18 protein-coding genes and 1 pseudogene are annotated in these 24,293 nt (G+C 30.9%); all 19 read left to right on the forward strand.

Annotated features, from left to right (window positions below; translation table 11 throughout):
• Positions 1-386: 386 nt before the first annotated feature.
• The 19 genes and pseudogenes from CPJCM30710_RS10720 to CPJCM30710_RS10810 all read left to right on the forward strand — a co-directional run bounded on the left by CPJCM30710_RS10720 (position 387) and on the right by CPJCM30710_RS10810 (position 24,182).
• Positions 387-1,331 (forward strand): glycoside hydrolase family 25 protein, encoded by a 945-nt coding sequence (locus tag CPJCM30710_RS10720; protein WP_212904170.1) that lies wholly within the window; start codon positions 387-389, stop codon positions 1,329-1,331.
• A 408-nt stretch (positions 1,332-1,739) separates the two neighbouring features.
• On the forward strand, positions 1,740-3,338 hold the full coding sequence (locus tag CPJCM30710_RS10725; protein ID WP_212904171.1) for a VanW family protein: 1,599 nt from the start codon (positions 1,740-1,742) through the stop codon (positions 3,336-3,338).
• A 295-nt stretch (positions 3,339-3,633) separates the two neighbouring features.
• A complete protein-coding gene (locus CPJCM30710_RS10730; RefSeq protein WP_212904172.1) occupies positions 3,634-4,581 on the forward strand; it encodes an AAA family ATPase in 948 nt (315 codons plus the stop codon).
• Positions 4,574-5,746 carry a DUF58 domain-containing protein gene (locus CPJCM30710_RS10735; RefSeq protein ID WP_212904173.1) on the forward strand — a complete coding sequence of 391 codons (1,173 nt, stop codon included), beginning with the start codon at positions 4,574-4,576 and terminating at the stop codon, positions 5,744-5,746. Before CPJCM30710_RS10730 ends, CPJCM30710_RS10735 begins: the two co-directional genes overlap by 8 nt.
• A 27-nt stretch (positions 5,747-5,773) precedes the next feature.
• A complete protein-coding gene (locus tag CPJCM30710_RS10740) occupies positions 5,774-8,011 on the forward strand; it encodes a transglutaminase-like domain-containing protein (protein WP_212904174.1) in 2,238 nt (745 codons plus the stop codon).
• 143 nt (positions 8,012-8,154) lie between these two features.
• Positions 8,155-8,994, forward strand: a complete 840-nt coding sequence (locus CPJCM30710_RS10745; protein ID WP_212904175.1) for a Cof-type HAD-IIB family hydrolase — start codon at positions 8,155-8,157, stop codon at positions 8,992-8,994.
• A 112-nt stretch (positions 8,995-9,106) separates the two neighbouring features.
• Positions 9,107-9,568, forward strand: coding sequence for a tRNA (cytidine(34)-2'-O)-methyltransferase (locus CPJCM30710_RS10750; protein WP_212904176.1), 462 nt, complete (start codon positions 9,107-9,109; stop codon positions 9,566-9,568).
• Positions 9,569-9,583: 15 nt separating this feature from the next.
• Positions 9,584-10,423, forward strand: coding sequence for a DegV family protein (locus CPJCM30710_RS10755; protein ID WP_212904177.1), 840 nt, complete (start codon positions 9,584-9,586; stop codon positions 10,421-10,423).
• Between the two features lie 436 nt (positions 10,424-10,859).
• Positions 10,860-11,930 (forward strand): annotated as a pseudogene (locus CPJCM30710_RS10760) (BMP family lipoprotein).
• A 618-nt stretch (positions 11,931-12,548) separates the two neighbouring features.
• Entirely contained in the window at positions 12,549-13,916 is a 1,368-nt protein-coding gene (gene rpoN, locus CPJCM30710_RS10765) for an RNA polymerase factor sigma-54 (RefSeq protein WP_212904230.1), read from the forward strand.
• A gap of 241 nt (positions 13,917-14,157) precedes the next feature.
• The gene (locus CPJCM30710_RS10770) at positions 14,158-15,192 is read left to right on the forward strand and encodes a sugar-binding transcriptional regulator (RefSeq protein ID WP_212904178.1); all 1,035 of its coding nucleotides are present in this window, start codon (positions 14,158-14,160) and stop codon (positions 15,190-15,192) included.
• 576 nt (positions 15,193-15,768) lie between these two features.
• Positions 15,769-16,773 carry a type I glyceraldehyde-3-phosphate dehydrogenase gene (gap, locus tag CPJCM30710_RS10775; RefSeq protein ID WP_212904179.1) on the forward strand — a complete coding sequence of 335 codons (1,005 nt, stop codon included), beginning with the start codon at positions 15,769-15,771 and terminating at the stop codon, positions 16,771-16,773.
• A 117-nt stretch (positions 16,774-16,890) separates the two neighbouring features.
• On the forward strand, positions 16,891-18,084 hold the full coding sequence (locus tag CPJCM30710_RS10780) for a phosphoglycerate kinase (protein ID WP_212904180.1): 1,194 nt from the start codon (positions 16,891-16,893) through the stop codon (positions 18,082-18,084).
• Between the two features lie 322 nt (positions 18,085-18,406).
• A complete protein-coding gene (tpiA, locus tag CPJCM30710_RS10785; RefSeq protein WP_212904181.1) occupies positions 18,407-19,153 on the forward strand; it encodes a triose-phosphate isomerase in 747 nt (248 codons plus the stop codon).
• A gap of 145 nt (positions 19,154-19,298) precedes the next feature.
• Positions 19,299-20,834 carry a 2,3-bisphosphoglycerate-independent phosphoglycerate mutase gene (gpmI, locus tag CPJCM30710_RS10790; RefSeq protein ID WP_212904182.1) on the forward strand — a complete coding sequence of 512 codons (1,536 nt, stop codon included), beginning with the start codon at positions 19,299-19,301 and terminating at the stop codon, positions 20,832-20,834.
• 434 nt (positions 20,835-21,268) lie between these two features.
• Positions 21,269-21,994 (forward strand): amino acid ABC transporter ATP-binding protein, encoded by a 726-nt coding sequence (locus CPJCM30710_RS10795; protein ID WP_212904183.1) that lies wholly within the window; start codon positions 21,269-21,271, stop codon positions 21,992-21,994.
• Positions 21,995-22,021: 27 nt separating this feature from the next.
• Positions 22,022-22,813 (forward strand): transporter substrate-binding domain-containing protein, encoded by a 792-nt coding sequence (locus CPJCM30710_RS10800; protein WP_212904184.1) that lies wholly within the window; start codon positions 22,022-22,024, stop codon positions 22,811-22,813.
• Positions 22,813-23,538 carry an amino acid ABC transporter permease gene (locus CPJCM30710_RS10805; protein WP_212904185.1) on the forward strand — a complete coding sequence of 242 codons (726 nt, stop codon included), beginning with the start codon at positions 22,813-22,815 and terminating at the stop codon, positions 23,536-23,538. Before CPJCM30710_RS10800 ends, CPJCM30710_RS10805 begins: the two co-directional genes overlap by 1 nt.
• The gene (locus CPJCM30710_RS10810) at positions 23,535-24,182 is read left to right on the forward strand and encodes an amino acid ABC transporter permease (protein ID WP_212904186.1); all 648 of its coding nucleotides are present in this window, start codon (positions 23,535-23,537) and stop codon (positions 24,180-24,182) included. The genes CPJCM30710_RS10805 and CPJCM30710_RS10810 overlap by 4 nt, the downstream gene beginning before the upstream one ends.
• The last annotated feature ends 111 nt before the right edge of the window (positions 24,183-24,293 follow it).

Consider the following 24,293-nt stretch of genomic DNA (forward strand, 5'->3'; position numbering starts at 1 on the left):
GTAACAGATAAATCGCGTGTGGCAGATCGTACAGACGCCATTTAGGCGTGGCTAGTAATAAAGGGCTACGCCCGTTAATGAAAAACCTCCGGCTAGGCCGGAGGATATTTATTACTCTTTAGACCAGTTATAAAATTGAAGAATTGTAGATAACTTGAAAATGGAATTTAGACGGCCAGTTTAATTACGACACCTAAAGAGTAAAAAATAAAATTAAGAATTTTAAAAAAATATTAAGTGCTCAGACTTTTGCTTAAAATTCGTTAATAATTGAAGGTGTTTATCTTTAATAAGTTCTATATCTAATCAATTTTATTTATATATGTAACCACTTTATAATTTTATAATATTCTAATAGTATGAGTATTATTTAAATTGGAGGAACTATGCAGAATAAAACACCATTTAGCACCTTTGGAACAGACTTGAATGAATTTATAACTGGTGTAGACTTTCAGGTGCTAGCAAGAACAGTAGATTTCGTATACTTAAGATCTTCAGGTTCTGGAACAGGTCGGTTTAGAGTAGATCAAAAGTTTTTTGAGTATGCAGTTGCGTGTAGAAGGTTTGGAATTCCCGTAGGTGCATATCATTATGCGCTTCCTTCTGAAGATATTACTACAGCAGATAGTCAATGTGATGATTTTATAAACATACTTAGACAAGTGTTCGGGGATTATGGTGATTTGTTCCCAGTAGTAGATGTAGAAGCACCACTAGATAACACAATATCAGTACCTGCAATGGTAAACTGGATAGATAGGTTTAGAAAAAGATTTGAACAGAAGACAAGAAGAAGGCTTATGCTTTATACAGGGTTATTCTTTATAAATCTTTATGGAGATTTTTATATTCCCGGAAGAGGATTCCCTCTTAGTGATATGCCTCTTTGGATAGCTATGTATCAAGAGATTGCAGGTAATCCGCCAGTACCACCAGATGTTGGAGGATGGACGAGATGGAGAGTTTGGCAGTTTACAGAGGAGGGAAATATTGCAGGTGTAAATCGTCCTGTTGATTTAAATTGGGGACCAGATAGTATAGACTTTTTAGCACCGCCATCAGATGTTGCTGGTCTATATGCTAGAGTAGATAATAAAAATATCTATGTATCATGGAACAAGAATCCGAACAAAGATTTATTAGGATATAATATATTTGTAAACAGTAATTATGCAGGAACTCTTGGAAAAAATGATATTTATTTTGTTATTCCAAGGTCTAGGTTCTACCTTCCTAAGGGCAAACCAATTGAAATAGGTATAGAAGCATTTGATTTTGATGGTGATTTTTCAAAAAATAGAACTAAATATACTATTAGGACAACTTAAGATGAAGATATGTTGAGCGGTAAGTCTATATATACAAGTTGGTAGTAAAGATAGATAATTTTAATCCTTTATGAACTTGTATATGTGAATTATAAATTTAGTTATGAAGTTGTATATCTTAATTTGAGCTAGATTTCACTTCGTAAAATGACAGTAGATTAATTCAGTTAAGAAGTTGTTTACCTATAGATAATTTATATATAAATAATAAAAGGTGGCATTCAAGCCACCTTTTATTGCTATCATTTTACTAGATAGAATTTGAATATATTCTATGTTTATTTGAATTTAGTTGGTAACTTATATTATTTATTACTAGAAAAAATAATAAGCTTTGAAAGATTATTTATATTAGATATATTTTGTAGTATAATAGTTTTTACATGGGTTCAGAGAGGAGAAAGATGTATGAGCAAAGGATGGAAAATGAGTAACAGCTTTAAGTGGGCAGTGATTGGCACCACAGCGGTAGTTGTTATTGGAGTTGCAGGATTTTCTGTTTATGCTGCTACAATAAAAAATGAAGTAGCAAAGTGGGAAAATAAAATATATCCAGGGGTAAAGGTAGATGGCGTTGATTTATCAGGCAAAACTAAGGAAGAGGCCATTGAAATACTAAATAGAAACTTTTCAAATACTATAAAAGATAAAAAGCTGTTAGTTAAGGCTCTTGACAAAAAGTTTGAACTTGATTATTCAAAAATTGACCCTCAATGTAATGTAGAAGAAGCAGTTGATGAGGCTTTAAAAGAAGGAAAAAATTTAGGTTTATTTAAGAAAAATAGCATTATTAATAATGGTGCTAACAAGGATTTATCGTTAAATTTTAAATATGATGAAGAGAAGCTTAAAAGCTTTGAACAAGATATAGAAAGTAATGTAAATAAGGATTTTAAAAATGCCTCTATAAGAATAAATAGTGGTCAAGTAAGTATTCAACCGGAAGAGATTGGCTATAAGATTAACGTAGAAGAGCTGGATAAATTAATTAAGGACAAGATTTCTGGTAAAATTGTTGAAAATGCTGAGATAGACGTTAATGTTGAAAAAATTCAGCCAACGGTAACTAAGGATGCTTTATCTAAAATAAATGGAAATATTTCATCTTTTTCTACAGATTTTTCACGTAACTCAACTGCACAGAGAGCAACTAATGTAACTCTTGCAACAAACTTTCTTAACGGTAAACTTCTTATGCCAGGAGAGACATTTAGTTATAATCAAACAGTAGGAGAGAGAACTGCAGCAAGAGGATTCCAGGATGCATCCATATTCGTAGGAGATAAGGTGGAACAAGGTATTGGTGGAGGTATATGCCAAGTTTCAACAACTTTATATAGAGCAGTTATGAGGGCTGGGATAAAGTCTACTGAAAGAATCAATCACTCTATGCCAACGAGCTATTCTCCTTTAGGACTTGATGCTACTGTTGTATGGGGAGCACTAGATTATAAGTTTAAGAATTCATATGATTTTCCAATTTATATTGAAGCATATACAAGTAATCAAAATGTAATAATAAATTTATATGGAAATGTAGAAGGTATGGGTGGAAAAACCTATGAACTATATGCTGAAACATTAGAACAATACCAACCAAACATAACAAAGGTAAATGATTCTAATCTTGCAGACGGTCAAACTCAATGGGATAAGCAACCTGTCACAGGATATAAGGTAAAGTCATATCTAGTAACATATCAAAATGGAAAAGAAATAAATAGAGAAAATATAGCTACGGATACATACAGAAAAGTTGATGGAGTAATGAAGGTAGGAATTAAGAAGACACAGACGCAAGCTCAATCACAGACAAAGGTTACACAACCACAGGTTAAACAATCACAGGTTAAACAATCTCAAACTCAATCACAACCACAGGCTGCGCAGTCGCAATCAAAACCTACTGAAGCATCACCGCAATCACAACCTTCAGTAAATCAACAAAATCAGCAAAAACAACAAACTGAACAAACTCAACAGAAACAATCAGAGCAGAAAAATTAATATGTGGATATACAACTTCATAAGTAAAATTATAATTCATGAAAAAGCAGCTTCTAAGGCTGCTTTTTTGCTTAATAGTAGAATTATATGTATCTCAGCCGTAAAGAAGTAGATTTGAGAGAAATCATTTTTGTTGAATAGCTTAGCTTTATTTTATAAAAATATGTTTTAAATGTATTATTCTTTGAGTATGTGCAATAATTAGTAAATATGGATATACAACTTCATAATTGAATTAAGAATTTAAGTTGTGTATCTTTAAAAACACATATGCATGGGAGTAATAAGTAATATTATGAGAGAAAGAGAGATCTTAATAAAGATCATAAATAATCTTAATAAAGTAATTATAGGTAAAGAGAAGGAGATATTTAATATTTTAAAAGGAATACTTTCTAATGGTCATATACTAATTGAAGATATTCCAGGTGTAGGGAAGACTACTATGGTAAAAGCATTAGCAAAAACCATAGATCTATCTTATAGTAGAATACAATTTACTCCAGATTTACTTCCTTCAGATATAACGGGTGTATCTATTTATAACCAGAAATCTATGGAATTTGAATTTAAAAAGGGGCCTATATTTTCTAATATTGTTCTTGCTGATGAAATTAACAGAACTTCACCTAAAACGCAATCAGCTCTGCTTGAAGTTATGGAAGAAAATCAAATATCAGAGGGAGGTAGAACTTATAAGTTGGCATTTCCTTTCATGGTATTTGCTACCAAAAATCCTATAGATTATGAAGGAACATATAGTCTTCCTGAGGCACAGCTAGATAGATTTCTTATAAGAATAGAGCTTGGATATCCATCAGAAGAGGATGAAGTTAAAATTTTAGAGATTTATAATAAGGAAAATCCTTTACATAATTTAGAGAGTGTAGTAACAAGAGAAGATATAATTTATATTCAGAATGAGGTAAGAAAAGTAAAGGTGTTAAGTAAGATTAATGAATATATTGTTAAAATAGCAGCTAAAACTAGAAATAATAAATATGTAACTCTTGGAGTTAGTACAAGAGCTATACTTGCTCTTCAAAGAGTAGCTCAAGCTAGTGCCCTTATAGAAGGTAGAAAATATGTAACTCCTGAAGACATTAAAGAAAATGCTTCTTTAGTTTTAAGTCATAGAATACTATTATCTCCATTAGGAAAGGCGGAAGGTTATAGGGGAAGTGAGTTAATAGAAGAGATACTAAAGACAGTAGATGTACCGAAGGTGGACTTAAATGATTAAGATAAATTTAAGATATGTACTATTTTTATCGATTTCTTTTATTTTTGTTTATGCGCTGGGAGAATTTTTGGCTTATATGATATTTTATATGTTATTAGTTCCATTTATATTAAGTTTTATTACAATTATTGTACTAAGATTTAGTGTTAAGATTACACATGATAATGTTAGCAGATATTATAGTTGTGGAGAAAAAGAAATTTTTAGTACCTATATTACAAGTAAAATTCCTTTTCTTTTTACTTACTGTAATATTAGAAACGAAGCAATTCATTATATTAATAGGGAATATGTGGGTGATGCAATAACTTTATTTTTAAATAGTAATAAAATAATTTCTAATGAAGTAAAGTTTTTAAACAGAGGAAAATATGATTTTGGCAAGTATGAGATTTCTTTTAATGACATGTTTGGAATTTTTCAAGTTACATTAAAACTAGATACAGGTTTTTATGTAAAGGTTTATCCTAGGTTGTATGATATAAATTTTATATTTTTTAATAGAAATGATATTACAAATAATATGCTATCTATAAAAAATAACATCTGTGATTTATATTCAATAAGAGATATGAGAAAGTATACGAAAGGTGATGATTTAAGGTTTATTAGCTGGAAGGTCAGTGCAAAACTTAATGAACTTTACGTAAAGAACTTTGATAGGATATATGTACAAGGGTTTAGTATATTTTTGGATATGAATAAAGATGTTTTTAGTGCAGATTCAAAAGGAGTAAATGAGGAAAGTCTTATAGATTTTTGTGTTTCGCTCAGTTATATGCTTATGAAAAAAAATGTTAAACTATATGTTTACATAAATAATAAAAAATCAGAAATTTTTAAAATAAATAATAGTGATCAATATAATAATCTCCTTAAGTACTTTTTAGAAAATAAAAGTGAGGGTATAACATCTATTATTAACTATATAAATTGCCAAATATTCAAACTTTCAATGAGCTTATCTTTGGGAATCATAACTTATACTCTTTCTAATTTCATAGAGCATTATGTAGTAGAAATTAGTGAAAAGATGTATTCTATAATAATATTTTATATAGATAATGATATAGGGAATGAAGGAATTTCAAGGTTAAATAAACTTGGTATTAGCTGTATAGAAATACCTAAAGGTTCTGAAGAAAATGAAGTGATGAAGCCCTAAGGAATTAATAAAAGGCAGGTGAATTAGGTGTTATGGTTTAAAGAAAATAAGAGAAATATTTTTATAGTGCTTTTAAATATTATGCTTGCAGTAATTATACTTAGGGATTGTCTTCTTATTAATAGTGTTAATTACATTTATATAATATATTATTTATTTATTGGAGTATTTATTTATTGGATATACGATTATAAAATAAAATCTCTGGAAAAAAGAATTCTTTTGACAATGGTGTTAATATCGGCACTTTTAGTTTATGTCATTATATTTAGAGATAAGGTGATATCGTTCATAACAGTAGATATAGTAAATAATATAGAAAAAATTGATCTGCTCCTTATAAATAGAAAAACAACAGAATTTTATATGTATAAATCAGTTATAACTCTTTTTATACCTCTTATAGTAATATTGTCATTGTGGTTTGTAAGAAGAGGACTTGGTAATATTTTAATTATTGCTATTCTATTTATTTTAATATTTTATTGGTGTCTCGGATATCATGATGAGATAAAGAAGAACCTTAATAAATATATTTTTGTAAGTTTGATAACTTATGGAGTGAATTATTTAAATGTTTATATAAAAAGAGCAGCGAAATTTTCAATAAAAAATAATTTAAAACTACGCAATATATTTATAGCTATTTTTATTATGGTAGGTTGCATATCTTTAGTAATTCCTGTACTTCCACAAGGAAAGCCGAGTAAATATACTAAAAGATTAAAATCTAGTATAGGAAAAGTAATAGGTGAAGGTACAGCACAAGAGAGTAATAAGGATAAGTATGGATATTCTTTAGGAAAGTCAGGATATTCTGATTCATCCAAAAAGTTAGGGGGAACAATTTCTGTTGATAATAAAGAGGTTTTTAGAGTTGAATATAATGGGCGTATTAAGAACCCTTCATTTTATCTAAAGGGAAGTATAAAAGATAATTATACTGGTAAGGCATGGTTTAATACATTTAAGATAATTGAAAAAGGGGATAGTTTTGTACCTTATTATAATGGCGAATTCGCTTCATGGGCAGGAGAAGAAGAAAGTATAGTAATATATCCAGATAATATTAACACATCAATTTTTTTTACTCCTAACTATCCTAAGATGATTACAAATTACACTAACTCTCAGGAGGAAATATATTTAGATAGGGCTAATGGAATATTTTATGCACATAAGAGTAACAAATTCCCTTATGAGGTTAACTTTTATAACTATGAACTTATAAGTAAAGATTTTAATCAGATGAGTTTTTCTAAAGATGCTTATATAATAAATATAGGGGATTTATCTAAGTATCTCCAATTACCTGATACAATTACTGAAAGAACTGTAAATTTAGTTTATGATATTGTACAAGGTGCATCAACTAATTATGATAAGGCTAAGAGAATAAGAGATTATCTTATAAAAAATTATACATACAGTCTTCAAGTTTCAGAAGTTCCAGAACAAGCAGACTTTGTAGATCATTTTTTGTTTGAAGAGAAAAAAGGATACTGTGTTTATTTTGCAAGTGCAATGACTATTATGTGTAGAATTGCAGGTATACCATCAAAGTATGTAGAAGGTTTTAAAATGAGTACCAGAAAAGCATTTGATGATAAGTATTTAGTTACTAATGAGGATGCTCATGCTTGGACAGAAATCTATTTATTTTCAAACAAAGATGATAAAATTATACAAAGTGGAGCTATCTTAGTACAGATGGATGCCTCCACAACTCCTAATGAATTAAAAAACAAAAAAAATGAGGAGAATAAATTAGAAAATCTTATCGAACAGGAGAAGACTAATATTGCTTATGAGCCTAAAGCTAGTATGGAAAAAAGCATAGTAGAAAAGTTTTATGAAAAAGTTGTTAAACAAATTACATTTATAAAGTGGAAAGAAGTCAATAGTACTATTGCAATAATATTAATCTTATACTTATGTGCAAGAATTTATTGTGTTAGGAATACTAGAATAAGGGTGTTAGGTAATAGAAGCAATATTCCATTATATATATATACTCAAAAGAGACTAGAGAAAATCGGCATATATAAGAATTCAACGGAAACAGATATAGAGTTTGGTAAAAAAATAAATGACGTAGAGCTTTCAAATAAAGTATGCTTTTTAATTGAAGTTATTTATGGTGAGTTTTACGGAGGAATAAGAGATACGGAGTTTAATAAACAAGAATTCTATGAATTTATTGAAGGATACATAAAAATGTCACAGCGAACCATTAGATACTACTTGAAAAAGTATATAATATAATTAATAAAGTTGAGCATGCATCGAACCTGATAAAGATACACAACTTCAATCTTTAACGAATATGAACTTAGTTATATATAAATTTTGTTAAAAACAAAAACTATTATACAAATAATCAATTAAATAGTGTAGGAGAGATGATAATGAAATATAAGCTTGTATGTGTAGATATGGATGGAACTCTTTTGAATAAAAGAAGAAAAATATCAGAAGAAACAAAAAGAGTGTTGCAAAAGGCCCATGACCTTGGGGTGCATATAGTTATTACTACAGGAAGGGTATTTAATAATGCTGCTTATTATTCTAATTTAATAGGGGTTAAATCACCGGTTATTGCCGCTAACGGAGCTATAATAAGAGAAAAGGATAAGGACGAGATTATTTATAAAAAAGATTTAGATAGAAACATATGTTTAGAAATATTTAAAATAGCAAAGAAGCATAATGTAACACCACATTATCATACTATGGAAAATATTTTTGTAGGCAATAGGATACACAAATTCTTTGTGAATTTGCTTATCGCAAAACCTCTTCCGAAAGAACATGAAGTAGCTGTAACCTATATAGGTTCAATGAATCAATGGGAAGAGATATTTAAAACCCATGGAGGAGATATAGTTAAGTGTATAATTGTTCATCAGAGTGTTAGCAGACTTAAGAAAGTTAGAGAAGAGTTAGAAAAAATTAAAAATGTTGAGGTAGTAAGTTCTAATAAGTATAATATAGAAGTTATTGCTAAAGGAGTTTCAAAGGGTGGAGCAGTTGAAGCTTTAGCAAAATATTATGGGTTAAAAAGAGAAGAAGTAATATGCATTGGTGATAACGAAAATGATCTGAGTATGATTAAGTATGCGGGCTTAGGGGTGGCTATGGGAAATTCTATTGACATTGTTAAAAAGAATGCGGATTATATAACTGACTCTAATGATAAGGATGGAGTGGCAAAGGTTATTAAAAAATTTATTTTGAATGAAGGCTAATTTTAAAATAAAATAGTAGTTTTGACGAGAAATTGAAATTATTATATTATAAATAAGATGATAAAAAATAATTATCATATTTTATTTATAATACCTTTCGGAGGGAAGAGTCGTGAATCTTAATATAGTATTATATCAACCAGAAATTCCTCAAAATACAGGAAATATTGCAAGAACATGTGTCTTAACTAATTCAAAACTTCACCTTATAAAGCCATTAGGTTTTAGCTTAGATGAGAAACAATTAAAAAGGGCTGGGCTTGATTATTGGCAATACCTTGATCTTGAAATTCATGAAAGTTATGAAGCTTTTATAGAAAAATATAGAGATGCAAGAATATTTTTAGCCTCAACACATGCTTCAAAGTTTTATGATGAAGTAGAGTATAAAGAGGGCGATTTTATAATGTTTGGTAGGGAATCCTCAGGAGTTCCAGAATATGTGCATAACGAAATTGATGGTATTAGAATTCCAATGATTAATACTTCCACAAGATCACTAAATATCTCTAATACAGCAGCAATAGTAGCATATGAGGCACTAAGACAGATTGGATTTCCTAATATGAAATAAAAGGGGTAGAGTGCAATGTCAAAGATTAAGATAATAACAGATAGCACAGCGGATATTCCTATAGAGTTGCTTAGAAAGCATGGAGTAGAAGTATTACCTTTACTTATCAATTTTGGAGAGGAAAGTTACCTCGATGGTGTAGAAATAGACCTTAAAACCATGCTTAAGAAAATAAAAGAAGAGAACACTCTTCCAACTACTTCTCAGGTTACACCAAATAGGTTTTATGACTGTTATAAAAAGTACCTTGATGAGGGTTATAAAATTATTTCTATTCATATTTCATCAGAACTGAGTGGAACATATAGCGCTGCGTGTATAGCAAGGGATATGTTTGAAACAAAAGATATTATAGTTATAGATTCAAGAAATGTAACTTCAGGTCTTGGGATACTTGTATTAAAAGCTATAGCTTTAAGGGATAAGGGTTTTTCTATAGAAGAGATAGAAAAGAAAATTGTTGAAACTATCCCTCATATTAATAATGCTATAGGTTTTGAGAGTTTAGATAATTTAGTTAGGGGAGGAAGGTTATCTAAAACTGCTGGAATGATAGGAAGTGTCCTTGGAATAAAGTTGATAATAGCAATTAAGGATGGAAAAGTGGCTCTAGTAGAAAAAGTAAGAGGAAGCAAGAAAGTAGTAAGATCTATCATTAAAGTTTTTGAAGGACATAGTAGAAAAGAAGGAGAACCTGTTGTACTTGTTCATATAGAAAATCAGGATATTTATGAGCCTTTAAAACAATATTTTAAGGAAAATAATATAGAATATATTGATGCAGAAGTAGGATGTACAGTAGGTATTCATTCAGGTCCAAAAGCTTGTGGAATATTCTTTGTAGAAAACTTCTAAGTAAAAAGACAGATGCAAGTGTAATGCTTTGCCAATCTGTCTTTTTTTATTTTAGTATTTAATAATAGTCGTTTAGAAAAAGTAAAATTGAATACTCATCAAGCCTATTAAAGATACACAACTTCAATCCTTAATTAATTCAGGAAAACAGCCTAGACATGCAATGCTTTTTGCTGAATTATAAATTATGAAGTTGTTTATCTATTTTAACTAGATTTCACAAAGTGAAATGGCAGCATATAAAGCATTAGGTATAGAAAATATATAAGTAGATATTCTAAATATAGAGAGTGTAAAAGTTCAGAGCAGAGCTAAAACTTATTAAATTAAAAGTTATAAAGTTGTTTACCTATAAAATGAGTTGATAAAATTTTTTATAGTTGAAAATGTTTTATTAGCAAATATTAATATATAAAATCTTGGGAGGGATTGTTTGATGAATAAAAAGAGACTAGTAGCTACTCTAGCTTCTATGGCTATTATAGCAACTTCATTGGGAGGCTGTAAAGGTGAACAAGAAAGTACTTCAGGTGGAAAAACAAACAAGTCAAAAGTTAAAATAGGAATGGTGACAGACTAAGGTGGACTTGGAGATAAGTCATTCAATGATGCGGCTTATGAGGGCCTTAAAAAGGTTGAGAAAGATTTAGGCGTGAAGGTAACTGTTCTTGAATCTAAACAAGAAGAAGATTATGAACCAAATTTAAAAAAATTAGCAAAGGATAGCGACTTAACCTTTGCTATAGGATTTTTAATGAAAGATTCTTTAACAAAAATCTCTAAAGATATGGGAGAAAAAAATTTCGCAATTATTGATGCTGTTGTTGATTCATCAAATGTGAAATCAATTGTATTTAAGGAAGATGAAGGCTCATTTTTAATGGGAATTATAGCTGGTAAAATGACAAAAACAAATAAGGTTGGATTTATTGGTGGTGTGGATGGATCAACAGTTCAAAAATTTGAATCTGGATATAATGCTGGTGTTAAGGCTGTAAATCCAGCTGCTGCAGAAGGATTAATTAGTAGAAAAACAGTTAAGTATGTTGGAAGTTTTAGTGATCCAAAAAAGGGATATGAGCTGGCTAAGGTGTTATATAACGATGGTTGTGACGTTATATATCATGCTTCTGGCTCCTCAGGACTAGGATTATTAAAAGCTGCTAAAGAATCGAAAAAATGGGCTATAGGAGTTGATCAAGATCAAGCTGTAACAGCACCAGACTATAAGGAGGCTATACTTTCATCAATGGTTAAAAAAGTTGATGCTGCTGCTTATGAGGCTTCAAAAGAAGTAATTGAAGGTAAGTTTAGAGGTGGTAAGGCAAATATATTAGTAATAGGTCTTAAGGGTGATGGTGTTGGAATGGCTCCTACAACTAAAAATAATACTCCACAGGATGTTATTGATTTAGCTGATAAATATAAAAATGCTATAGTAGATGGAAAGTTTAAGGTTCCATCTAAGTTAGAAGAAGTTAGAGAATTCACAGTTCCAGCAATGTGAATCATTAATTTTCAGCCAGATTTCGTTTCAGGAAATGGCAGCAAAAAAACTAGATGATTTCTCATCTAGTTTTTTTACAGTTTGCTGAAAAACCCCCTGTTTAAAAAACAGAGGGGTTTTCTAGCAAACTTGTGGATAAATTTTAAAAGAGAGCTTTTCTATTAATTTGAATAAAATTTTATATAAATCTATAGAAGATAGTCTCATTGCTATCTTCTTCATATTCTGACTCTTTAGGAAACTATAAAATTGAAGAATTGTGGGTAACTTGAAATTGTAATTTAGGACGGCCAGTTTAATTACGACATATAAAGAGTAAAAAATAAAATATAGTTCGCCTGCCAATTTTTCCTCACATGTGTTCGGAAAGGCAGATACGTAAAAAAATCGACAGCTCCACAGTCGCCTTGGCGATTTTTTTATACCTGTTCACTTTTAATTTATAGAAATTTATATTAATAATAGAATAAACGTAAATTAACCATGGAATGGTGGCGTTTGCACAACAATAAATCACTGGGTTAAATTTTTTATGCTTGTTTATTCAGAAAATTTAAAATAAAATTATAATATGGTATAAGCTTAAGATTAAAATATAAAGAGGGATTGATTATGGGAATGGAATTAACATTTAATTTAACTCAGGAACAGAGACTTGTATTAACACAGCAAATGCAATTATCAATAAAGTTATTACAGATGTCTAATATTGATTTGGTTAGTTATATTGAAAAGGAATACATGGAGAATCCAGTACTTGAAAGTCAGCCTAATGTTGGTGATGGTGAAGTAAAGCTTCAAGATAGATATGACTATAAAGAGATGATAAAGTACTTTGAATCTGATAATTATGGTTCTCAGAGTTATGGAAACTATGATGAAGAAGAAGTTTCTCCTTTTACATTCATATCTTCAAAAAAAACATTAAAAGACTATTTACATGAACAGGTTTTAGAATTAAATGAAGATGAATACATAAATTGTATTTGTGACTATATAATAGAAAATCTAGACTCAAGAGGATACCTAGATATTTCTCTTCAGGATTTATGTAGAGAATTAAATATATCAACAGAAATGGGACAAAAAGCTTTAGAGATTATTCAGAAATTTGAACCTTATGGAATAGGGGCTAGGGATTTAAACGAATGCTTAATTATACAGCTAAATGTAAAAGGAATTTTAAATGAACATTTGCAGATGATTGTAGATGAACATCTAGGAGATTTGGCTGAAAATAAGTATGTAAATATTGCAAAAAAGTTAAATATAACACCACAAAAGGCACAGGAATATGGAGATATAATAAAATCTTTAGAACCAAAACCTTCAAGAGGTTTCTATACTGGAGATGAGGTTAAGTTTATTATTCCTGATGCTGAAATAAGGAAAATAGATGGTCAGTATTTTATTATAATGAATGAAGGTGTACTTCCTAAGCTTTCTATTAATCCTTTATATAAGCAAATAATAAATGAGGGTGCAGATAAGTGTGCTCAAAGTTATGTTAAAGAAAAAATGGGAAGTGCCTTATTTTTAATAAAGAGTATAGAACAGCGGAAAAATACAATATATAGAGTTCTAGAAAAAATACTAGACAAGCAATTAGAATATTTTGATAAAGGTGAGTCCTATTTAAAACCAATGACTTTGAAGGAAATTGCAGAAGAGCTCGACGTTCATGAATCTACTGTAAGTAGAGCCATTAGAGAAAAATATATTCTTACATCAAGAGGAACAGTAAAAATAAAAGATTTATTTACAATGGGTATACAAAGTAATGAAAATGATGAAGATATAGCAGTTATAAATATTAAGAAAACCATTAAGCAATTAATTGATAGTGAAGATAAGAAAAAACCTTTTTCAGATCAAGTCATATGTGATGAACTTAATAAATTAAAAATGAATATTTCAAGACGAACAGTCGCAAAATATAGAGAGGAGATGGGAATAAAGTCTTCAAGCAAAAGAAAAAGATTTTAATCCTTACTTTTCCGTAAGCCATATTTAAGCTAAGTGGGTGAAATTCTCCCATTCTTAAGGGTGGGAGTTTCATAGCCCTTGCCGATAGTTCATGCTAAGCTGCCGTAATGGCTTGCTTAGCTTTTTTTTAATTAAAATATTTTTTAATCTATCTTTTAAAATTTAGGTGTGTCGCATATAATAATGATGTGGGACATGAAAGTTTCAGGTGGGACGTTGGAAGACCAAAGGGGTGTTTATCTTGCAGAAAATATTAAAGTTACAAAAGACAATAGTTCCCGAACTAGTAGAAGTTTTGGAAAAAAGATATAACATATTAAGAGCTATATATTATAATCAACCAATCGGAAGAAGAATATTAGCCAATATGCTGAGCCTTGGCGAAAGAATTATCAGAACTGAGATAAACTTCTTGAAGTCCCAAGGACTAATAGAGATTAATACTCCGGGAATGACAGTAACACAAGAAGGCGAAGAACTACTAGAGAATCTTAATGATTTTATTCATGAACTTAAAGGTTTGTCAGATATTGAAGAAACCATAAGAGAAGCATTAGGACTTAAAAAAGTTATAGTGGTTCCAGGAGATATGGAAAATGACCATACTATATTAAAAGAAATTGGTAAGGCAGCAGCTAATTATGCTAAAACCATTATTAAAAATGGAGATATAATAGCAGTAACAGGTGGTAGTACAATAAAAGAAGTTGTTGATAGTTTTCCTAAAATAAGTAACGTACATGATGTCATGGTTGTGCCAGCAAGAGGTGGCATGGGCAAAAAAGTTGAAACTCAGGCAAATACTTTAGCAGCCAGATTAGCTGGAAAACTTAATGGTAGTTATAAGCTATTACATGTTCCTGAAAATCTTAGTGAAGAAATTTTAGAAACACTTATTCAACAAAAACAGATTAAAGAAGTTATTGATACTATACATAAAGCAAATATTTTAATTTATGGTATAGGACGAGCCGACAAAATGGGTACTAAAAGAGGTTTATCTGATGAACAATTAAGTAGGTTGATGGAAAGTGGAGCCATTGGGGAGGCTTTTGGATGCTATTTTAATAAAGAGTCTAAAGTTGTATGTTTAAGCCCAACTTTAGGTATAAATATAAATGATGTGAATAAAATTTCTATTCATATAGCTGTTGCAGGAGGAAAGAATAAGGTAGAAGCTATTCTTGCAACAGAATTAAATAAAGAATACGGTGTTCTTATAACTGATGAAGGTGCTGCTGAAAAAATAATTGAAATTATAAATAAGGATGCATAAAACTTCTCTTAAAGAACAAAATTAAGTTAGTACAGATATAAAAAAAATTATAAAACACTTTGTGAAGTGGTAGCAAATATCTTCGATATGTAATGATTTTTCATGAATTATGCATTTAGTTATGAAGTTGTATATCCGTAGAATGTTAATTTGTATAAATATGTAAAAGACAAATTATAATATATATTTATGTTTGTTTGTAGTATTATAGAATATATTCAATAAATTAGGATAAAAGTTTGGCGCTTTAGGATGAAAAAGGTAAATACGGAATTTAGATTGTGCAATTATTGGAGTAAATTATATTGGTATTATTGCTATTTATTCCGTGTTTAATAATTTTTTTACAATTTTTTTAAAATTACTATTTAAAAATCTCTCTAGATAACTTATAATATAGTTGTGGGACGAAAAAATATATACTGGGACAATAAGTGACCAGTTGTATCGACAATATATTTATTATTACGTAAGTATTAAAAGTTATAATACTTTGCGATTTAAACATGATATAAAATATTTTTTATAAATATTTTACAATAAATTTTATACAAAAGGTTTTAGGAGGTATTCGTAATGACAAGAGTAGCTATTAATGGTTTTGGAAGAATAGGAAGATTAGCATTAAGATTAATGATCGACAACCCAGAATTCCAAGTGGTTGCAATAAACGATTTAACAGATGCTAAGACTTTAGCACACTTATTCAAATATGACTCAGCTCAAGGAAGATTCAATGGTGAAATAGAAGTTAAAGAAGGCGCTTTCGTAGTTAATGGAAAAGAAATAAAAGTAACTGCTGAAAGAAATCCAGCTGACTTACCATGGGGAGAATTAGAAGTAGACGTAGTATTAGAATGTACTGGTTTCTTCACTGCAAAAGAAAAAGCAGAAAGCCACATCAAAGCTGGTGCAAAGAAAGTTGTTATATCAGCACCTGCAACTGGCGACTTAAAGACAGTTGTATTCAACGTAAACCAAGACGTATTAGATGGAACAGAAACAGTTATTTCTGGTGCATCATGTACAACAAACTGCTTAGCTCCAATGGCTAAAGTATTAAACGACAAGTTTGGTATAACAAAAGGATTCATGACTACAATCCATGCTTATACAAATGACCAAAATACTTTAGACGCTCCACACGGAAAAGGAGATTTAAGAAGAGGAAGAGCTGCTGCTGCAAACATCGTTCCAAATTCAACTGGTGCAGCTAAAGCTATCGGTTTAGTTATACCAGGATTAGCTGGTAAATTAGACGGAGGAGCTCAAAGAGTTCCAGTTATAACTGGTTCATTAACTGAATTAGTAGTAACTTTAGATAAGAAAGCTACTAAAGATGAAATCAACGCTGCAATGAAAGCTGCTGCTAATGATTCATTCGGATACACTGAAGAAGAATTAGTATCTTCAGACGTAATCGGAATCAACTTTGGTTCATTATTCGATGCTACTCAAACTAAGGTTATGGAAGTAAATGGTGAGCAATTAGTTAAAGTTGCTTCATGGTACGACAATGAAATGTCATACACTTCACAATTAATCAGAACTTTAAAATATTTTGTAGAAATCGCAAAATAATTTTATAAGTAAATAATTAAAGATTGAAGATGTAAACATAGTATATAGGTCTGGTTTTGTAGTTAAGGCTATGAGGCCAGACCTTTTTAAACAAAATAAATCTAAGAGGTGAAAGTTATGAGCTTTAATAAGAAGACAATCGAAGATATCCAAGTTAAAGGTAAAAGAGTATTAGTAAGATGTGACTTTAATGTTCCATTAAAAGATGGCGTTATAACTGATGAAAATAGATTAAATGGAGCACTTCCAACAATAAAGTACTTAGTTGAAAATGGTGCAAAGGTTATACTTTGCTCACACTTAGGAAAAGCTAAGGGACCAGATGCAACAAAAACATTAGCACCAGTTGCTAAAAGATTAGGCGAAATGTTAGGAAAAGAAGTAGTTTTCGCTGCTGATGATACAGTAGTTGGAGAAAATGCTAAAAAAGCAGTTGCTGACATGCAAGAAGGAGACGTTGTTCTTTTAGAAAATACAAGATTCAGACCAGAAGAAGGAAAGAACGAAGAAAGCTTCTCAAAAGATTTAGCAAGCTTAGCAGATGTATTTGTTAACGATGCATTCGGAACAGCTCACAGAGCTCACTGTTCAACAGTAGGAGTAACTAATTTTGTTGATACAGCTGTATGCGGATACTTAATCCAAAAGGAATTAAAGTTCTTAGGTGAAGCAGTTCAAAGCCCAGTTAGACCATTCGTAGCTATATTAGGTGGAGCTAAGGTTTCAGATAAGATCAATGTTATCAATAACTTATTAGAAAAAGTTGATACATTAATCATAGGTGGAGGAATGGCTTATACATTCTTAAAATCTCAAGGATACGAAATCGGTACTTCATTATTAGAAGCTGATAAAGTAGATTACGCTAAAGAGATGTTAGATAAGGCTGCTGCTAAGGGCGTTAAGTTATTACTTCCAGTAGATAACGTTGTAGCTGATAAGTTTGCTGCAGATGCAACTCCAGTTGTAACTGAAGATCAAAATATTCCAGAAGGACATATGGGATTAGATATCGGACCTAAGACAGCTAAGTTATATGCAGATGCTGTTAAGGAAGCTAAGACTGTAATCTGGAACGGACCAATGGGAGTATTCGAATTCGAAAACTTTGCAAAAGGAACTGTTGCAGTTGCAGAAGCTATGGCAAACACAGATGCAACAACTGTAATCGGCGGAGGAGACTCAGCTGCTGCTGTTAATATCTTAGGATTTGGTGATAAGATGACTCACATCTCAACTGGTGGTGGAGCTTCACTTGAATTCTTAGAAGGAAAAGTACTTCCAGGAATAGCTGCTTTAAACGATAAATAATTATTTCGTTAAGTAAGAGCTATATTGGATTGAAAAAATTATAGAATGAAAAGTAATTGACAAGATACATTATATGCAAGGAAGAAATTCAGCTTTTGCTGAATTCTTCCTAGCATTGTTAATTGTCAATTTCTATAGATAGATTTAATGACTAACTTATTTGCGAAAATATCAGTATTTTTAATATTTTCTGAACTGTAAGTTAAATCGTTAAGTCGCTTATCGTAAGATACATAAGTTGGATTTATAAAGTTGTGTATCTATCATGAATTAGTAAAAGATTGCATTTATAAAATATTATTATTATTTTGAGGTGAAAGATATGAGAATGCCAATAATCGCAGGAAACTGGAAAATGCACTATACTGTTGATGAAGCAGTTAAAGTTATAGAAGAATTAAAGCCACTTGTAAAAGATGCTAAGTGTGAAATAGTAGTTTGCCCAACATTTGTTTGTTTAGATGCTGTAACTAAGGCTGTTAAGGGAACAAACATAAAGGTTGGAGCTCAAAATATGCACTGGGAAGAAAAAGGTGCTTTCACTGGTGAAATTGCTCCAGGAATGTTACAAGCTTTAGCAGTAGATTATGTTATCATCGGACACAGTGAAAGAAGACAATATTTCAATGAAACAGATGAGACTGTAAATAAGAAGCTTAAGGCAGCTTTTGCTCATAACGTTGTACCAATTCTTTGCGTTGGTGAAAGCTTAGAAGAAAGAGAATCAGGAAGAACAAATGAAGTTATAGAAGCTCAAATTAAAGTTGACCTTGCAGGATTAACAAAAGAACAAGTTGAAACTTTAGTTATAGCTTACGAGCCAATCTGGGCTATAGGAACAGGAAAAACAGCTACTTCAGAACAAGCTAATGAAACAATAGCAGCGACAAGAAAAATGGTTGCTGAAATGTTCGGTTCAGAAGTTGCTGATAAAACAAGAATACAATATGGTGGAAGTGTTAAACCTTCAACTATAAAAGAACAAATGGGTCAATCAGATATAGATGGCGCATTAGTTGGAGGAGCTAGCTTAGTAGCTGCTGACTTCTCAGGTATAGTTAACTACTAATTTTATAAAAGTTAATATTAAACAATAGCAATAGGCAACTAATTCCAATTGTTTATTGCTGTTGTTTTTTGATTATCTGCATATTATAATAGTATATAAAGTAAGAAACTTTTTATAAATGAATTTGGTAATATCGGAGGTTAATATGACTAAGAAGCCAGTAATGTTAATGATACTAGACGGATTTGGAATCGCACCAAAGTCAGATGGAAATGCAGTAGAAATAGCTAATAAGCCAAACTATGATAAATATGTAGCAAAATACCCAAGCACTGAGCTAAGTGCAAGTGGTATGGAAGTTGGACTACCAAGAGGACAAATGGGTAACTCTGAAGTTGGACACTTAAATATTGGTGCAGGAAGAATAGTGTACCAAGAGCTAACAAGAATAACTAAGGCGATTGAAGATGGAGACTTCTTTGAAAATGAAGCTTTAAATTCAGCAGTTGATAAAGCGTTACAAACAAATTCTTCATTACACCTTTTAGGTCTTTTATCAGATGGTGGTGTTCACTCACACATCGATCATCTAAAGGGATTACTTCAATTAGCTAAGAAAAAAGGTTTAGAAAAAGTATATGTTCATCCATTCATGGATGGTAGAGATGTTGCTCCTTCATCAGGTAAAAACTTCATAGTAGAACTTGAAAACTACATGAAGAAAATTGGTGTAGGTAAGATTGCAACAGTAAGTGGTAGATACTATGCTATGGATAGAGATAACAGATGGGAAAGAGTTCAACTAGCTTATGATGCAATGGTAAATGCTAAGGGAGAAACTGCAAACAGTGCAGTTGAATGCATGGAAAGTTCATATCATGATAACAAGACAGATGAATTTGTATTACCTTGTGTAATTCTAGAAAATGGACAGCCAACCACTACAATTAAAAATGGAGACTCAGTAATATTCTTCAACTTTAGACCAGATAGAGCAAGAGAAATTACAAGAGCTATAAATGATAAGAAGTTTGATGGATTCGAAAGAGAAACATTAAATCTTAATTTCGTTTCTATGACTCAATACGACAAGACAATAGAAGGTGTAGAGGTAGCATACAAGCCACAAAGTATAACTAATACTCTTGGTGAATATGTTGCTAACAAAGGTTTAAATCAGCTTAGAATCGCTGAAACTGAAAAATATGCTCATGTTACTTTCTTCTTTAACGGTGGTGTAGAAACTCCAAATACAGCAGAAGACAGAGCACTTATACCTTCACCAAAGGTTGCCACTTATGACCTTAAACCAGAAATGAGTGCTTATGAAGTAACAGATGAGTTATTAAAGAGATTAGATTCAGATAAGTATGACATGATAATTCTTAACTATGCAAATCCAGATATGGTTGGTCATACTGGGATAGTCGAAGCAGCTAAAAAGGCAGTTGAGACTGTTGATGAATGCTTAGGAAAAGTTGTAGAAAAAGTACTTGAAAAGAATGGTACAGTATTTATAACTGCTGACCATGGTAATGCTGAAACTATGATAGATTTTTCAAATGGAGAACCAATGACTTCTCACACAGTTGTTCCAGTTCCATTAGTATGGATATCAAAAGATGCTGAAGGCAAGGAACTTAACGAAGGTGGAAGACTTTGTGATATAGCTCCAACAATGCTTCAAGTTATGGATTTAGAAGCTCCTGCAGAAATGACAGGAAAGTCATTAATAAAATAAGTTAAGTTAGCAATCTTTAGTATTAAAAAACCCATGAGAACTTTTTTCTCATGGGTTTTTTAATATTTAACATATTAAAACTTTATCAGTTATCTTTAGAATTTAACGATAAAAATTTAAATTATAAGAGAAAATTTTAATGTTTAAAAATATTATTTTTACAATGTAAATGTTTATAAAACGCTTAAAATTGCCAAAATAATAATTTCATGCTATAAAAATAATAATCTTGCAAGAATAAAATTGATATTATTAAAAATTTAGAATATTTATTGACTTAAGAGGAACATGCTGTTAACATTATAATATAATAAAACAATAAATTTTATTATGAAGTTTGGTAATGAAGCCATAGGATTTTTAATGATAATTAATGATTCTGTGGATTTTTTTATGTGTTATTTTTAAGCTACAGATACAGAGGAGGGGGCAATTTGATTCAAATTAAAGAATTGAACAAATATTTTGGTAAAGTACATGTATTAAAAAATATTAATTTAACTGTTAAGACAGGAGAAAAATTAGTTGTAATAGGCCCGAGTGGTTCAGGTAAAAGTACATTAATAAGACATATGAATTATCTTGAAGAGCCTTCTTCAGGAAAAATTATTGTAGATGGTGTGGAGTTAACGGCCCCTAAAGCACCTATAGCTAAGGTAAGACAGTCTGCAGCAATGGTGTTTCAACAATTTAATCTTTATCCTCATAAAACAGTTTTAGAAAACTTAACTTTAGCACCAATAAAAATTCAAAAGGTGTCTAAGGAAGAAGCAGAAAGAACAGGATTAGAATATTTAGATATAGTTGGGCTAAAGCATAAAGCTAACGCTTATCCGACACAACTTTCAGGCGGTCAACAGCAGAGAGTTGCAATTGCAAGAGCTTTAAATATGCATCCTAAAATTATTCTTTTTGATGAACCAACATCTGCGTTAGATCCAGAAATGATTCAAGAAGTTTTAGATGTAATGGTAAAGCTTTCCAAAGAAAATATAACAATGGTTTGTGTTACTCATGAAATGGGATTTGCAAAACAGGTAGCAGATAGAGTTATCTTTATGGATGGTGGAGAAATTATTGAAGAAGGAAATCCAGAACATTTCTTTAAAAATCCAACTCATGAAAGAACAAAATCATTTTTAAGCAAGATATTGAGATAAAGTAAATAAATGAAGGAGGAATGTTTTATGAAAAAGTCAATGGCAGCATTGATGCTTGCAGTATCAGTTTTATTTACTGGTTGTTCAGCTGCTGGTAATGGAAGCAAAGGTGTTGAAGATATACAAAAGATTAAAGATAGAGGCGTTTTAAAAGTTGGAGTTAAGGTGGACATACCTAAGTATGGTTATAAGGATCCTAAGACAGGAAAAATTGAGGGCTTAGAGATTGATATTGCAAAGCAAATTGCTAAGAAGATTTTAGGGGATGAAAATAAAATAGAAATGCAGGCAGTTACATCAAAAACAAGAGGGCCACTTTTAGATAGTGGAGAAGCAGATCTAATTGCTGCTACATTTACTATAACTGAAGAGAGAAAGAAAAGTTATAATTTCTCTGAACCATATATTAAAGATGGTGTAGGTTTACTTGTAAAGAAGTCAGCTGGATTTAAGAGCTACAAGGATTTAGATGGTAAGAAAATAGGTGTTGCTCAAAGTGCTACAAGTAAAAAAGCACTTCAAGAGGAAGCTAATAAACTAGGTATTAAAGTTCAATTCTTAGAGTTTGGAAGTTTCCCAGAGATCAAGGCAGCGTTGGATTCAGGAAGAGTTGATTGTTTCTCAGTAGATACATCAATACTTAGTGGTTATTTAGATGATAATACAGAAATACTGCCAGATCGTTTCAGTCTTCAAGAATACGGAATAGCTTCAAAGAAGACTAATACAGAGCTTGCTAAAGTAGTTAATGAAACAATCGCTGATATGAAAAAGTCAGGAGAATTAGATAAATTAATTAAAAAGTGGGGAATAAACTAATGAATGGACCATTTGCTTGGTTTAAATGGCAAGCTTTATTTAGTGATTGGACAATATTTGGAAAAGGGTTTTTAATTACCTTAACTGTATCAGTTTTATCATTAGCATTAGCTCTTACTTTAGGGATAGTCTTTGGTATGTTTTCAAATTCTAGAATTAAAGTATTAGAAGTCTTGAGTAGAGTATATGTTGAAATAATCCAAAATACACCGCTTGTAATACAAATCTTTTTCCTTTATAACGGTTTACCACACCTAGGTATTATGATGCCTATTATGATGATTGGTGTACTTGGTGTAGGAGTTTACCATGGAGCGTATATTTGTGAAGTAGTTAGAGCAGGTATAAACTCAATCCCAAAAGGACAAATGGAAGCTGCTTTATCACAGGGTTTTACTTATTGGGAAGCGATGAGATATATTATATTACCTCAAGCAAAAAGAGTTATGTTACCGCCTTTAACGAATCAGGCAGTTAACTTAATAAAGAATACATCAGTGCTAGCAATAATTGCAGGTGGAGATTTAATGTATCAAACTGATTCTTGGTCAAGTAATAACCTATACTATGGACCAGCGTATGTGGTTACAGGGTTATTATATCTAGTATTATGTTACCCACTAGCATCATTAGCTGCAAGAATGGAAAAGAAAGAATATCATTTTACAGATGAGGATAAAGAAGAAGTGAACGAAATTCAATGTAAGGAGGAGGCGACAGCATGATAGCAGAACTTTTTAGTCCGCAAAATATTAAATTTCTACTTCAGGGATTAAGCCTTACTCTTTATATATCAGTGGTAACTATAATTTTAAGTATGGTAATAGGTACAGTACTAGGAATTGTAAGAGGATCATCAACAGGAATATTAGGAAAGATTGCAGGTTTTTATATTGAAGTTGTTAGAAATACTCCTTTATTACTTTGGGTTTTAGTAACTAGATTTATTGCTAATATGAAACCAGCAAATGCAGGAATATTAGCTCTAACTATATTTACTTCTGCAATTATAGGTGAAGTTGTAAGAGGTGGATTAAACTCAGTAAAAAAGGGGCAATGGGAAGCAGCTTACTCTCAAGGATTTAATTATTTTCAAATATTAATTTATGTAATACTTCCACAGGCCTTTAGAAATATGGTACCTGCCTTAGCTTCTCAATTCATAACTGTTATTAAGGATACTTCATTCCTGTGGGCTGTTGGAATTGAAGAGATAACAGGAAAAGGAATGATACTTATGGGTAGTTATGGTAGTACTGCTCAAGTATTTACATTGTTTGGAACTATAGCAGTAATGTACTTTTTATTAAACTACATATTATCAGTTCTATTTAGAATGCAGCAGCAAAAATTTGCGTTGCAGGGATAATTAAAATATTAGAAAAAAGCAAATCCGAAAGGGTTTGCTTTTTTTTGCTCTATAGGAAGTTGCGAATTGTAAGGTTATGGATAATTTATAATATAATCAAAGTAGTAGACT

The organism is Clostridium polyendosporum (assembly GCF_018332455.1).
GTDB lineage: Bacteria > Bacillota > Clostridia > Clostridiales > Clostridiaceae > Clostridium_AY > Clostridium_AY polyendosporum.